At 44.0% G+C, this 14,391-nt stretch carries 16 protein-coding genes; 5 read left to right on the forward strand and 11 right to left on the reverse strand.

Annotated elements, in window-relative coordinates; translation table 11 throughout:
- Positions 1-3: 3 nt before the first annotated feature.
- Positions 4-960: a substrate-binding domain-containing protein gene (locus DSOL_RS04425; protein ID WP_075363674.1), complete on the reverse strand. Its 957-nt coding sequence runs from the start codon at positions 958-960 to the stop codon at positions 4-6.
- Between the two features lie 204 nt (positions 961-1,164).
- Between DSOL_RS04425 and DSOL_RS04430 the strand changes: the two genes are divergently transcribed.
- The gene (locus tag DSOL_RS04430) at positions 1,165-1,737 is read left to right on the forward strand and encodes a Uma2 family endonuclease (RefSeq protein ID WP_075363675.1); all 573 of its coding nucleotides are present in this window, start codon (positions 1,165-1,167) and stop codon (positions 1,735-1,737) included.
- Positions 1,738-2,011: 274 nt separating this feature from the next.
- Here DSOL_RS04430 and arsB read toward each other — a convergent pair whose 3' ends face one another.
- Genes arsB through DSOL_RS04445 form a run of 3 tightly spaced genes read right to left on the reverse strand, consistent with a single transcriptional unit; the run spans position 2,012 to position 4,215 of the window.
- A complete protein-coding gene (gene arsB, locus DSOL_RS04435) occupies positions 2,012-3,088 on the reverse strand; it encodes an ACR3 family arsenite efflux transporter (protein ID WP_075363676.1) in 1,077 nt (358 codons plus the stop codon).
- A gap of 29 nt (positions 3,089-3,117) precedes the next feature.
- Positions 3,118-3,834: a metallophosphoesterase family protein gene (locus DSOL_RS04440; protein ID WP_075363677.1), complete on the reverse strand. Its 717-nt coding sequence runs from the start codon at positions 3,832-3,834 to the stop codon at positions 3,118-3,120.
- A 54-nt stretch (positions 3,835-3,888) separates the two neighbouring features.
- On the reverse strand, positions 3,889-4,215 hold the full coding sequence (locus tag DSOL_RS04445; protein WP_235838685.1) for an ArsR/SmtB family transcription factor: 327 nt from the start codon (positions 4,213-4,215) through the stop codon (positions 3,889-3,891).
- 202 nt (positions 4,216-4,417) lie between these two features.
- Here DSOL_RS04445 and DSOL_RS04450 point away from each other — a divergent pair, with 202 nt between their 5' ends.
- From DSOL_RS04450 to DSOL_RS04465, 4 genes are all read left to right on the forward strand, one after another.
- Positions 4,418-4,795 carry a carboxymuconolactone decarboxylase family protein gene (locus tag DSOL_RS04450; protein WP_075363678.1) on the forward strand — a complete coding sequence of 126 codons (378 nt, stop codon included), beginning with the start codon at positions 4,418-4,420 and terminating at the stop codon, positions 4,793-4,795.
- A 130-nt stretch (positions 4,796-4,925) separates the two neighbouring features.
- Positions 4,926-5,483: a putative zinc-binding protein gene (locus DSOL_RS04455; protein WP_083642302.1), complete on the forward strand. Its 558-nt coding sequence runs from the start codon at positions 4,926-4,928 to the stop codon at positions 5,481-5,483.
- 12 nt (positions 5,484-5,495) lie between these two features.
- Entirely contained in the window at positions 5,496-6,914 is a 1,419-nt protein-coding gene (locus DSOL_RS04460) for an MFS transporter (RefSeq protein ID WP_075363679.1), read from the forward strand.
- A gap of 119 nt (positions 6,915-7,033) precedes the next feature.
- A complete protein-coding gene (locus DSOL_RS04465) occupies positions 7,034-7,504 on the forward strand; it encodes an HAD family hydrolase (RefSeq protein ID WP_075363680.1) in 471 nt (156 codons plus the stop codon).
- Here the strand turns inward: DSOL_RS04465 and DSOL_RS04470 are convergent.
- From DSOL_RS04470 to arsA, 7 genes are all read right to left on the reverse strand, one after another.
- Positions 7,501-8,292: a DUF5714 domain-containing protein gene (locus DSOL_RS04470; RefSeq protein WP_427854374.1), complete on the reverse strand. Its 792-nt coding sequence runs from the start codon at positions 8,290-8,292 to the stop codon at positions 7,501-7,503. The genes DSOL_RS04465 and DSOL_RS04470 overlap by 4 nt on opposite strands.
- Positions 8,293-8,372: 80 nt before the next feature.
- Positions 8,373-8,588 carry an ArsR/SmtB family transcription factor gene (locus tag DSOL_RS04475; RefSeq protein WP_083642303.1) on the reverse strand — a complete coding sequence of 72 codons (216 nt, stop codon included), beginning with the start codon at positions 8,586-8,588 and terminating at the stop codon, positions 8,373-8,375.
- A 237-nt stretch (positions 8,589-8,825) separates the two neighbouring features.
- On the reverse strand, positions 8,826-9,230 hold the full coding sequence (locus tag DSOL_RS04480; protein WP_075363682.1) for an ArsR/SmtB family transcription factor: 405 nt from the start codon (positions 9,228-9,230) through the stop codon (positions 8,826-8,828).
- A 57-nt stretch (positions 9,231-9,287) separates the two neighbouring features.
- Positions 9,288-11,504: a heavy metal translocating P-type ATPase gene (locus DSOL_RS04485; protein ID WP_075363683.1), complete on the reverse strand. Its 2,217-nt coding sequence runs from the start codon at positions 11,502-11,504 to the stop codon at positions 9,288-9,290.
- 157 nt (positions 11,505-11,661) lie between these two features.
- Positions 11,662-11,985: a hypothetical protein gene (locus DSOL_RS04490; RefSeq protein ID WP_207649600.1), complete on the reverse strand. Its 324-nt coding sequence runs from the start codon at positions 11,983-11,985 to the stop codon at positions 11,662-11,664.
- Positions 11,986-12,066: 81 nt separating this feature from the next.
- Entirely contained in the window at positions 12,067-12,438 is a 372-nt protein-coding gene (locus tag DSOL_RS04495; protein WP_075363684.1) for a putative zinc-binding protein, read from the reverse strand.
- A 204-nt stretch (positions 12,439-12,642) separates the two neighbouring features.
- Entirely contained in the window at positions 12,643-14,379 is a 1,737-nt protein-coding gene (arsA, locus tag DSOL_RS04500; protein ID WP_075363685.1) for an arsenical pump-driving ATPase, read from the reverse strand.
- Positions 14,380-14,391 lie beyond the last annotated feature (12 nt).

The raw sequence follows: 14,391 nt of genomic DNA on the forward strand, positions 1-14,391 counted from the left end.
AAATCACTTCTTATCCTTTAGAGCAGCATTCGCCTTCACCATCGTTTGAATAGGCTCATAGGCTGCATTATTAGGCAACACAAAACGATCATATAAGAGAGCCTGCAAGGCCTTCTTACCGATAGGGTCATTATCCATTTGTAACAATGCTTCCAACAAAGCCGCTTTGAGATGAGAATCAATACTTTTGTTAACCACAACTGGAGGGCTTCCAACCTCCGGAGACTGTGCAATAATGCGTACTTTTGCCGCTAGTGAAGGGTCCTTAGCCACTGAATATTGATAAACCAAAGAATCCACTCCTGCTGCCGATACCACATTGTCCAAAACGGCTTTAATCGAGTTATCGTGACTGTACGTATAAACAATTCGTTTGAAAAACTCAGTGGGTTGGCTGTTCAAAAGTGTAACCATATAGGTTGGTGCAATCGTGCCAGAAAAAGAAATAGGATCAGTGAAGCCAAACACCTGGCCCTTAAGATCTTGAAACGACTGAAACTTACTATTCGAACTCACGATAACATAGGACTGATAGGTTGATTTTCCATTCACTTCTGGAACGGCCAATAACTCAAGGTTTTCTTGTTCCCTCGTGACATAAGCCCCAGAACAAATAAAGGCCACGTCAACCCCTTGGTCACGAACGAGATCATTAATTTCCTGATAACTTTGACGCTGGATCAATTGTACTGGTCTACCAATTTTCCTTTGGAGATAATCGGCCAAGTCCTGATAATTATCTAAGGTCTCACGAGGAGATAACACCGAAGAAATCCCCACCCGCAAGACATTCTGATTCTCCATAGGCTTTGGATTGGTAAGCGAATGATCTGTTGGTTTAACGCTAACCATGGGTAAGCGGTCAGCACTTTGGCAGCCCACAAGCACCAGCACGATGAATAGGATGGTTAAAGTCAAACCAAATTGCCGACCCAGTTCTTTAGCTCTCCAAAAGCGCATACCTTTCTCCCCTTTGAGTATTTCTATACTAGAATATGATTTCGTTTTTATTCTATTATTTCCTGCATCTTCAATCTTATTTCTGTAATTCCTTGAGACATCGTGTCACTTATGCGAAATGCGATCGTTCATGTGATACCAGCTCGATATTGAGATGTAATTCCTTCAAATATTTGGTATAATATGATAACTGGAGGGAGTCATATGCCATTATCAAAAGAAGCAAAAAAATATACATATGCTGATTATCTGGAATTTCCAGACGATGAACGATGGGAAATCATTGACGGAGTACCCCATATGCAATCAGCGCCAACTTGGCAGCACCAAACCATACTTTTGGAATTAGCCACACAGCTAAGAAACTATCTATCCGACAAAGAATGCCGAGCATTTATTTCTCCCTTTGACCTAAGATTACCTAAGATTGACGAAGATGATGAGCACGCTACTATAGTAATTCAACCTGATATACTAGTAATCTGCGATAAATCGAAACTTAAAGGGACTGGGTATTGCGGTACACCAGAATTGGTCATTGAAATATTATCCCCTCCAACAGAAAGGATCGATAGGCTCACTAAATTTTGGGCCTATGAAAAGGCTGGCGTGAAGGAATATTGGATCGTGGCGCCAGACACAAAGATCGTAAGTATATTCACTTTACAGGATAACAACAGATATGGAAGACCTGAGTTATATACTGATGCAGATAGTGTCGAGGTATCAATTTTTCCCGATCTTGCCATAGATTTAAGCACAGTTTTTAATTATTAGTAATCAAGTCCTCCCACATTTACTCTATTCACTGATTCATTGAGTCTATGTGAACTACCACTACCCTAAAAGGATAGTGACTTTACGCCCGTTTATATAAAGAAACTTGGCTAACGCCAAGCCTTGGCGAAGGCGGTCGCCTTAGTTGCACTGATGCGCTGGCCGAGGCTGGCGAGAAGGGACCCACCTGAAATTTTTACTTTCTGATTGGTATAAATTAAGATGAGAAGAAGGAACCTCTGTTCCTTCTTCTCATCATTCTATTTAACACCTACTACCCTCTTATGGACAATCCCTTTTTGTCAAAATACTTCTTCCCCAAGAACAAACTAACATTAACTAAGCCGATCATGACAGGCACTTCTATGAGCGGACCGATGACTGCGGCGAACGCTGCTCCTGAGCTAATTCCAAACACCGCGACAGCAACAGCAATAGCCAGTTCAAAGTTATTGCTCGCTGCCGTAAACGCTAAGGTGACCGTTTGACTATAGGGAAGTCCTTGTCGCCAAGCCATGTAAAATGAAATAAAATACATAATTGTAAAGTAACACAACAGCGGTATCGCGATTCTGACAACATCCAAAGGTACGGAAACAATCGTCTGGCCTTTGAGCGAGAACATGATAATAATTGTAAAGAGCAAGGCGATTAGCGCAAGAGTGCTAATCTTGGGAATGAATTTTTTCTCGTACCACTCTTTTCCTTTCATAGGCAATAAGATGAAGCGCGTAAGCATCCCCGCAAAAAAAGGAATTCCCAAATAAATAAGCACACTCTGGGCGATCTGCCAAATACTGATGTTAACGTTAATACTCAAGCCAATACCAAGCCATCTTGGTAGGACGGTAAGAAAGATGTAAGCATAGATTGAATAGAAAATCACCTGAAAAACGGAATTCAGAGCAACCAATGCTGCTGCATACTCTGAGTCTCCTTTAGCTAGACTGTTCCAAAGAATAACCATGGCAATACAACGGGCTAAGCCAATCATAATAAGTCCGGCCATATATTCTGGGTAGTTATGCAGAAAAAGCACGGCGAGAGCAAACATTACAATCGGTCCCACAATCCAGTTTTGAACTAACGATAAGGTCATGACCTTACCATTTCTAAAGACACGTCCGATTTCCTCATATTTCACTTTTGCTAGAGGTGGATACATCATCACTATTAATCCAATAGCAATAAGAATATTGGTCGTCCCCACTTGAAATTGGTTAATCCAACCAGCCGTACCCGGAAAAACAAACCCAATACCCACACCGACTGCCATCGCCAAAAAGATCCACAAGGTGAGATAACGATCCAACGTTGAAAGCTTACTGCGAAGGGGTAGCGCATTATTCATTGTTTTAGCCTCCTCTAATCCTAAATTCATTAATATTTTCCCGTCCGAATTATTTGGGCAAACTCATTCGGTAACTCAGAGACCTCAATTGCCGTGGCCGTTGCCTCATAATCATAAGGTACTTTTCGAAAATCAACCGTTACGTCTCGTGCAAAAGATATAAGTGCATATATAGCTTGAGGGTCCCCGTGTTTTGGTTTTCCGACGCTGCCTACGTTAATAAGCAATTTATCCTTCAATACCATGGTAAAAGGAAGATGGGTATGACCACAGATGAGAATGTCTGTGCCAGCAAGAGCAATAAGTTCACTAGCATAATCTTCAGAAATTTCTTCCGTAACGTATTCATTTAGGCGATTAGGACTGCCATGGACTAAAAGCAATCTTTTACCTGCGATATTAACCCTTATTTCTTTGGGGAGATTTCTCAAAAACTCTTTATTTTCTTCAAAAGTATGCCTCTTAGTCCACGTTATTGATTCATGCCCTAAAGCCTCGGCTTCAGCGTCCTTATAGTCACAACCACAAATAAATCGCTGATAACCAATTCCATCGTCATAGTTACCCATGACTGTCGGAATGTTCTTCTCTTTGATTAAATCAATCACTTCATTGGGAAACGGGGCATATCCTACTAAATCGCCAGTACAATAAACACTGTCAACTTGTTGTTCTTCAATATCTTTTAGTACGGCCTTTAGCGCAATGACATTGGCGTGAATGTCGGATATTATTGCAACTTTCACAGCAAATTCCCCCTATTGTTATAAACTAACTAAACCCTTGAGCCTTAACTGGTTTTAAGTAGGGCATCCTTTGGCATGCATAAGCCGTTCTTCGTCTTCCTCGATCTTGGGAAACGTCGGCATAAGCAAATCAAGCAGAGGATTTTCCATATTCAGCGAATAATAAATCCATTGTCCTCCCCGACGTTCATGCACAAATCCCGCTTGGCGAAGCCGCCTCATATGTTGGGACACCCCAGGCTGGCTTATCCCTAAGACTTCTGTCAAATCACAGACACATAACTCCCGACCCTGCAGTAACGCTAAAATTCTCAACCGCGTTTTATCCCCCAGGACCTTAAATTCTTCTGCCATCTCCTCTATGCGCGGTTCAGAGCCCAAACCCTTACCTCCTTCCTCATATCACACATTGCTTATATAAGTATATTATTATACGTTTTCTAGAATTGCAACCATCAATTCACTATTTGCGTGCTCTCGAAATTTTTTCAATTCCTTTCTTGCATTTTGAGGATTAAGTGCTAGAATGATTATATTACAAGTTTATAATATAATCATCTCGTAAATAAAAGGAGGCAATACCATGTCAACTGTACAGCTCATCCAAGATCAAGATGCATCTCCGGAAGTAAAACAACTCTTCGCCAACCTCGAGAAAGAAAAAGGAATGGTCCCTCCTACGTTTCGCGCCTTAGCGAACTTTCCTGATTACATGAAAGCCACCCTCATGAAAATGAAAACTGTAATGGCTCCTGGAAAACTCGACGCTAAAACAAAAATGTGGATTGCCTTGACCACATCCATCAACAACGGCTCAGACATGTGCATCGCCAGTCATACCAAAGCGCTAAGAAACATGGGGGTCACGGATGAAGAACTGTTAGAAGTGATCGCGGTCATTGACGGTTCAACTGGGATGAACCGAGTGAATACTGGGCTTCGCATTTTCCCTCAAGAGTAACCCCTTCTAACCCGAAATAACCCCGGAATGACCGCGGCCATTCCGGGTGCATAAAAATTAAAGCGCATACTCCGTGGTCATGAAGTTAATACTTCATAAGAATCTAATATTATAAAGAGGTGTCAATTAAATGTCAGAAAACAATGTAGGTTGCTCCTGTCAAAGTGGAGCCCCGATCCAACTCAACGACTTAGTGAAAGAACCAACGAACACGAACATCTCAGCCCCCTCTACCTCACCTAAGGCCGAAGGGGATAAGGAAACAAATTGGTATCTTCCTTATATGAATGCCATCACAGAGGGGAAAGAAGTCGAGGAGAAAAAAAGTCCAGTTGCCCTATTTTACTGTGCTGGAGCCTCAAATGTCGGACAATCCACTGTGACAGGCTGTGTGGAAACAGCAGGCATCTTAGGCTATAACCGTGTCGCCCTCCTTTGCTTGGCCAGTATTTCTGCTGGTTTAAAAAATATGTTTAACGGTGCTAAAAACGCCCGAGGGATCGTTGCTGTCGATGGATGTCCGATGTCTTGTGCCAAGAGAACCCTAGAAAAGGCCGAGCTCAAAGTCGATCAGCATCTTATTGTCAGTAAAGATTTAGACGTTCCTAAAAATTTTCGTATCAGTGATGCTGGCGCTATCAAACAAGTAACGAATGCTTTGGTTCAAGCAGTCCTCAGCATTGATTAAGGAGGTCATACTATGGCTACAATATCACCCCTCCCCGTAACTAAGCCAAAACGATCGTATATTTTAGCAAGTGTGGCCACAGGAGCCTTTCTCTCCACGTTTGACGGTGGAGTCGTTAACGTCGGACTGCCACGTATGGCAGTAGAATTCAAGGTCAGTCTTTCCATGATCCAGTGGGTGCCTTCTGTTTACCTGCTGACCATGTCTGCCTTACTCCTTATCTTTGGCACGTTAGCCGATATGTTTGGGCGAAAAAAAATTTATAATGGTGGGTTTGCTTTAGTGGCCATTTTTTCACTCCTCTGTATTATGACCAATAATGTCTACCTCTTGATCCTGACACGAGTCTTGCAAGGGGTCGGAGGAGCTATGATCATGGCTAACGGTTTAGCCATTGCCACAGAAAACTATCCCCCCGAACAACGCGGGAAAAACATTGGTTTCCTTGGCTCAGTAGCCGCTATTGGCAGCTTGGCGGGACCTTCAATCGGGGGGATTGTAATTGGACTCTGGGGATGGCGCATGATTTTTTTTCTGATTACGCTTGTGGCAACCACCGGTTTCCTTGCTTCGTACTTTATCATTCCAGCCGATCATGGCAAAGCCCGACCCAGTAAGAAATTTGATACCTGGGGAGCGATTTACGTCATCATAGGGATGGTTAGCTTCATCTACAGCGTCTCCAATCTCAATGATTTTGGCTGGTTCTCCCCAACAATTCTTGTCACTGGCTCAATTTTCCTCATCAGCCTTATTGCCATCGCTATTCGCGAAAGAAAAGCGTTGAACCCCATTCTAGACTTCGAACTCTTTAAAATGCGAATTTTCTGGACCTCCATTGTGGCTGCACTCATTTCCTTCATCACCATGTATTCCAGCACCGTACTCCTCCCCTTTTACTATCAAAAAGTCTTAGGATATACGCCCCAACTGGCTGGACTGTTTATGATGGCCTTTCCCCTTGGCATGGCTATAATGGCAACCTTCGCCGGACGGCTTTCGGACAAAATCGGCTATACCTTCTTAACGAGCAGTGGTATGATCCTCAATGCGCTCGCTTTAATTCTCTTAGCTAACGTCGGCAAAAACACCCCAGTTATGCAAGTAATCCTTGCCGTCTTCGGCATGGGAGCTTCCTTGGGCCTCTTCCAAGCACCCAACAATTCCTGCATTATGGGTACAGTTCCTAAAAATAAATTAGGCGCAGCCTCTGGAATAAGCCAACTGGTTAAAAACTTGGGTATGGTCTTAGGTATTACCCTTTCCGTCGCTATTTTCCAGCATAGCATGGACTCCAAGGTTTCCCTCCCCTATGTGACCGCTTTTTTGCATAGCACGGGGATCGTCTACTATTTAGCTGCTGGTTTAAGTATCATAGGAGCCCTATTTTCTCTCAATCGTGGAGGCAACAAAGTTATTCCAAAAGGTTAATAATAGGCTTACACCGATATGTTGCTAAACTTGACAGTGACCTTCAATGGCTCATACAGTTAAGTAAGAGCCATTTTGTTTTTTTACCACACCACATATATTTCATGGGAGGAAATTTTATGATTCAAGTGGTCATTCCAGGCCGAGGAACCCTGAACCTTGAAGTATTAGTCCTCGATTACAACGGAACATTAGCCTTAGACGGGCAAATGCTCAAATCTGTTCGGGATCATATCCGTCGTTTATCTCCCCTTCTAGAAATTCATATTCTAACATCGGACACCAATGGTACCGTGGTACAGCAATGTGAAGGCTTGCCCGTGCAGGTAAAATTATTGGAGAGCACTGACCATACCCAAGAAAAAGCAGATTATTTGTTGCAGTTCGGTTCCCGGGAAGTTGTCGCAATCGGAAACGGCGCAAACGATCAATTAATGCTCGAAAAGGCGCATTTAAGTATTGCTGTCATTGGGTTTGAGGGAGCCTCTCTGCAAGCTCTCCAGTCCGCTGATTTGGTGGTCAATAGAATAGAAGATGGTTTTGGTTTGCTCTTAGAAACTCAGCGTCTCAAGGCTACTTTAAGACGTTAGGATCTAAAATAACTACATTTTTCCTGTCTGCACCCGTGAGGATGCCGTTCTACGTCAGTGCACACGATTGGATCTGAAGGCTGGGTTAAAGAAATGTTCAGTAGTTCCTTAACTAAAGCGATGGCTTCAGTCAAAGCGTGCCGAACAAAGTTTTTACAACAACATGGCCCCGTTTCTTGGGCGATCACGTTGACAATTTTGGCGACAACCGTCATGGTCGTGACGGTTTCTCGATCTTTAGGACAAGCAGCCCCTAAAATAACGCTGAAACAGGCCCCAATTCCCGGCGCAATCCCACAAACCCCTGTCAATCCGCAATATCCGCCGATGGCCTGCCGATGCGTTCGATTTAGAACCTCGAGAATTTGGGCCTCGGTTATCTTCAGTGTACCTTCATTTTTAAGAGCAGCCATTAAAGCCCCCGCAGCGATCCATGCATTTTCGCAGCCTAACATGGGCACTTGATCTTTAAAATTCATCAAGGCTTCAGCGATTTCCAAGGGGTCCTGGGACTCACTCGCCAGCACATGTTCCTTAACCAGGTCAAAAATGCCTCGGCCATGGCACTCATCACAGATATAATGGCCGTTGGCACAACAAATATTTGCTGTCTCCTGTTTGCCGCAGTTCTCACAAGTAAGCTCACGACCGTTATCGAAGTATTCTAATGGACTTCCACAAATCTTGCAATTTTCCGTGTTACCTTCTAAATGCTGACCAGCACTTGAGTCAGACCCTCAGCAGTTTGTAGAGCTATTAGTTTGTGAACTATTCAGCAATTCAATCACAGAAAGGCTCCTTCCTTTGGTCTTTTTTGAATAAACTCTTGGCAGTTCTCAATGATCTTCCAGATCATTTCATCGGTTATTCAGTAGAAGTTAAAACTTGCTCGGTTTTCAACGCGGGCTATTCCGGCGTTCTTCAATACTTTCAGATGATGAGACGTTAAGGGTTGGGAAAGCCCCGCTGCCTCCGCAATCTCATTCACACTTTTACACTCTTTAGCCAAAACTTTTACAATATGCAACCTATTTTCGTCGGCTAAAGCTTTTAGGAATTGCTGAATATCTTGATATCCTTCCATTTCATCACTCCCCTACGGATACATATGAGGATTGTATCATAAATTGTTATTTATATCAAAGATCGTTTATATCTCTTAAACTTTGCCCCAGAAACCGAGTCAGCATGAACTCATAGACTTCTTTGTCACTATCTGCGCTTAAAAGAACCGTTGGTTCTACATATACAAAAGAATCAAGGTCCAACGTCGTAGTACGTTGGACCTTGATTCACTGACTCTAGACAAAGCTTCACTAAATTAACCCTCGTCAATATGCTCTAATCCCTGACGATAGAGCTCTGAGACATGAGCGTCGTGCATAGAATAGTAGACCATCTTTCCCTCCCGCCGGTATTTGACAAGATCACTATTCCGAAGCACCCGCAGTTGGTGAGAGGTGGCAGATTGGCTTAATCCTAATAATTCTGCCAGATCACAAACGCAGAACTCCGAATTTGCCAGGGCATCCATAATTCTGATTCTCGTCGGGTCACCCAGTGTCTTAAATAATTCCGCCAGCTTATTTGCTCTGTCAAGAGTAATGAGTTGATCCGAATACTTATCGATCACCTCATGATGCACGCATAAGATATCACACACGGCGTCCTCTATAGTTTCGTGCTTATCAACAGCAACGTCAGCCTCTGCCTTTTTCACAATCATACTTTCACCCCGAACTTAAAATGAATGAACCTTGTACCTTCATTCTAACACAGAGTGCTAGCGTGCCGCTACTTTAACTGCCCGCGATGCTGGAACGGTGAACCTGTCCCCTTGTTTATGCCCCTGTTTATGATACCACCTGACACGCATGGCGTTCATAATGGCCAGCAAGGCAACCCCTTCGTCGGCGAAAATAGCCATCCACATATTGACCATCCCAAAGATTGCTAATAAAATAACCAGCAGCTTCACGCCCAAAGCAAAACCAATATTTTGCCAGATAATCGTCTTTGTATATCGAGCGATCTGGATAGCCTCCACAAGCTTGCTCGGCTGATCGTCCATAATCACGACATCCGCGGCTTCGATCGCTGCATCTGACCCTAAACCACCCATAGCGATCCCCACATCCGCTCGTGTCAAAACGGGAGCATCGTTGAGTCCATCGCCTATAAAGGCTATTTTCCCCTGTCGTTTTGCTTGACTAAGCGTCTCAAGCCAAGAAACCTTATCTTCTGGCATTAAATCAGAGTGATATTCGCTTACAGCCAATTCTTCAGCCACTGCTTTAGCTACGGCTTGGTTATCCCCAGTAAGCATGACCGTCCTCATGCCCATTTGGTTTAAGCGAGCAATTGCTGCAGGGGAATCTGCCTTCACTCGGTCAGAGATCGTCAATTGCCCAACATAACCTCCGTCTACGGAGATGTAAACCACTGTCCCTGGCCCCTTGTCAACCATAAGTCTTGGAATTGAGATCCCAACCTGTTCCAATAATTCAGCTTTACCCACGAGCACAGTCTGTCCATTATAGCTGGCTCTAATCCCTTGACCCCTTACTTCTTCATAACTCAGCAAGCCTGCCAAAGCACTGTCTTGAACGTCTTTGCCATACTTCTCGCGAATTGATTTAGCAATGGGATGAGGGGAGTGAGCTTCCGCACTGGCGGCAATTTCCAGGAGTTCCCTTTCGGTATACCCTTTTGCCGGGCTGATTTCTACAACTTGGAAGACCCCTTCCGTCAGAGTTCCCGTCTTATCAAACACCACGGTGCGAAGATCTGTCAACGCTTCTAAATAGTTCGCTCCTTTGATCAAGATCCCGTGGCGTGAAGCGCCCCCGATCCCGCCGAAGTAGCCCAAGGGAACAGAAATCACTAGGGCGCAAGGGCAGGATATGACCAATATTGTCAGTGCCCTATAGAGCCAAGCCTGAAAATTTCCGTCACTCAAAAGTGGAGGCACTAAGGCAATTCCTAACGCTGCAACAACAACAGCAGGGGTATAAAAGCGCGCAAAGGTCGTAATAAACTTCTCCGTGGTTGCTTTGTGGGTACTGGCATTTTCGACCAAGTCTAAAATCTTTTGTACTGAGGACTCAGCAAATACCTTCGTAACACGTACCGTCAAAACCCCAGTCGTGTTGATCATTCCAGCCGAAATGGGGTTCCCCACTTGGACTTTTCTCGGCACCGACTCCCCTGTCAGAGCGGATGTATCGACAAACGAATTACCGTTCACAATTTCACCGTCTAAAGGGACCTTTTCTCCTGGGCGAACCAAAATTTGCTGTCCGACCTGCACTTCTTCGGGATCAACTTTGATCACATCCAACTGATGAACTAGATTGGCATACTCCGGACGGAAATTTAGCAAGGCCTGAATTGAATTCCGTGAACGGTTTACCGCCCGCTCCTCTAAGTATTCACCCACTGAGTAGAACAACATGACTGCAACCGCTTCAGGCAAGGCATGAATAGCAATCGCCCCGACGGTAGCCAAAGACATCAGAAAGTTCTCATCAAAGAGTTGTCCCCTGAATATATTGCGGACAGCCTTAGCTAGGACTTTGTAGCCTACTATAAAATAAGCCGTTAAATAGACCAAATACTCCATAACTTCCCAAGAACTATTTTTCCAACGCGACTCAAACACCAAACCTACTGCAAACAGAGCACACGCAATCATAATCCTCGTAATTCTCCACTGATTCTCCTTATTCACCGCAGCAGTATTGTCTGGACTCTCCACCTTTTGCTTCAAATGGATCGGAACAAGTTTTACTCCCGCCTCAATTTTTTCCATAATTTCCTGAGCCTGCACTACTCGTGAAGGAGGCAAAACAACAGTTTTAGTCGCATAGTTGATCGTCGTCTCTCCTATTCCTTCCGTTGCACTCAGCATTCTCTCCATTTTGGCCGAACAATTGGCACAAAATTCCCCTTCAATACGATATTTCACTCGTTCTTCTAGCTCAGATATTAGTTCAGACATTTGTTCCCCTCCTAAACACACATCTATGTTCATATGACTATATATTCATATGAAAGATAACACAATTACTCTCCTATTGCAATACAAAAATGCACGTTAAAATTTATAATCCAGCGTGCATCACTCTGTAGAAACCTTTCTGCTCCGATAGTCATGGCTAAACCTTCCGAACCTCATCATAGATTCTGCTGTGGCTGATTCCGCCGTAAAAACGAACAACCCCGTTAACCGCTACTAGAGGTAAGGCAAAGCCGTTCTTAAACATAGTATGTGCGGTATCGCAGCCCTTTAAATCATCCTCAAAAACATCAATAAACTGCAACTGCACATCAGTCGCTAGATCACTTTCCCTGCAAAACTGGACCAAATCCTCATACATTTCCCCCATAGTTTTTTCCTTCTCTGAACCACAGGCCCCACCGCAACTGCACGTACCGGCCGGAGCCTCTTCGCGAATCCCGAACACATCCACTTGAACCATATCGTTTCCTCCCCACGTTAATAATTAACTTTATATCCACTTATTGTAATTTAAGAACACCCTTGAAGAACTTAACAGGCTCTATTCAAGTATGGCCTTAACAGCTGTTAGAACCTGTTCTAACTCCTCATCCGTATAGTCGATTTTGTTTTCCCGTTCGATACCAAGACTAGTCACCAAAAAATGCTTATCCGCCTCGATCCTTGCACCGTCGAGAACCTTCTTGCCGCATCCTTTAATGCATCCCTCGATGAGCACCCACTGTTTCGCATACTTTGCCGCATCAGCCAACCTCTTAAGATCCTTCTCCTTAAATTGTTCTCCCCCCAACCGCACGAATTTTCCGTATCCCTCCTTTTCCAATAAGGTTGCAGCTTTATATGCCATTAACGATACATTGGAACCGCCAGGACAAGTGACTAAACACAGAACGCTATTATTGTTTTCAAGCATACCTATTTCCTCCTTCATAGTTGTTGACCGCCGCAATTCTTTGACATAACATCTCCCTTCTACAGTATATATCTACAAATTTACATAAAACGAAAAAAGTTCAGTAATATTATTATAATATAATAATATTACTGAACTTTATAGATGTAAAAACTATTTTTTTCATTGTCGACTTCGAATGTCGCTTTGCTTTGTTATATAAGGTCACAGGGTAAGCAACTTATCCCCTTTGATTTCATCCGCGCTCCAAGCGATGACGGCAAAGTTCCCTTCCGAATGCTTATCAACCTTGTTGATCCACTCAATCTCATTGCTTGCCTTGGCACTCAGCAGTTGATTCGTTGTACCCGTGTGATACAGTGAAGAATTGATAACCCACCATTTCGTCGCAATCCCTGCACGTTTCAAATCTTCTTCGAGGCGCATTGCTTCATACACGGGTGTGGCTTCGGCAAGCGTAACAATGATGACCTCAGTTTCGTTAGCATTGCGGAGCCGTGGCAACAGATTTTTCACCGATTCAGGAATGTCGCCTTGTGAACGCTGGATTTCTTTGTGATAGCTCTGCGTGGAGTCAAGCAGCAGAAGCGTATGACCGGTCGGAGCCGTGTCGATGACAACGACTTGATCTTCTGCCTTTTCCACAATCTGTGCAAAAGCTCTGAACACTGCAATTTCCTGGGTACAGGGGGAGCGCAAATCTTCCTCAATATAAGCTATATCCTCCTCGGACATGGTTTCTCTGGCCTTGGCAAGCACTTCGTCTTGATATTTTTTCAGTTCAGCCTGCTCGTCAATATGACTCATTGTGATGTCACTGGTCTCATCGATCACGAATTTGAGATGTGCCGCAGGATCAGTGGTGGTAAGGTGTACCTTTTTACCTCTTGCGGATAATCCCATAGCAATCGCCGCCGCAATGGTCGTCTTTCCCACACCCCCTTTGCCCATGGTAAAGACGACCTTTTTATGGGTATTATACAGATCCTCAATGACATCCTTAAGCTGAGGAATTGCCTGAGCCTGTATCGTTTCATCACGGACGATATAATTATCCTTAGTCAGCAAGGCTCTTACATTGTCCATACCTGTAATGTTATAGGCTCTGAGCGGCACAGTGTATGTGATAAGGGTTTGTAAACCCTGTGGCATTTCAGCCAGCGCTTTCTGCTGTTTTTGATAGAGACTCTCAGAAATACTGTCATCATACGAGGTCAGTACACCGTTAATGACCATTACCTGATTGTTTACACCAATGTCCGCAAGCTCTTCAGACGCTCTTTCAGCTTCTTTAAGAGGTGCTGCTTCGGGACGTGAAACGAGAATGAGGGTTGTTAATTTGCCGTCGGCTAAGGTTTCCACAGCCTTTTTATAAATCTCTTTTTTACTTTCCAATCCGGATAGTTGTCCCAAGCAAGAGGCACCATGGGTGCTTTCACTAATGAAGTTGCTCCATGCAGATGGTAGTTGTAGCATTCTCAGGGTGTGACCTGTTGGAGCAGTATCAAAAATAACATGATCGTATTCTATTTGCGTTTTTTCGTCGGTTATAAAGTTGGAAAACTCATTGAAGGCAGCAATTTCAACAGTACAGGAACCGGAAAGCTGTTCTTCCATATTGTTAAGCACGGCATCGGGCAGTTTGCCACGGTAGGGAGAGATAACACTTTCTCTGTATTCCGCTGCCGCCTGGATGGGATCAAGGTTGGCGACAACTAGATTCGGCACTTCTTTGATGGGAATACCCTTATTCGTCAGCTCAGTGTTAAAAACGTCCTGCAAGTTTGAAGCGGGATCAGTGCTGATGAGAAGCACCTTTTTGCCACTGTCCGCAAGGGTGACCGCAGTAGCACAAGCTGTTGAGGTTTTACCGACACCGCCTTTGCCAGTATAAAACAAATATTTTGTAAGCTTAATTTTCTGTGGATTAAAAATCTCCATCCTTAATTACCC

The organism is Desulfosporosinus metallidurans, assembly GCF_001936615.1.
In the GTDB taxonomy this organism is placed as follows: Bacteria; Bacillota; Desulfitobacteriia; order Desulfitobacteriales; family Desulfitobacteriaceae; genus Desulfosporosinus; species Desulfosporosinus metallidurans.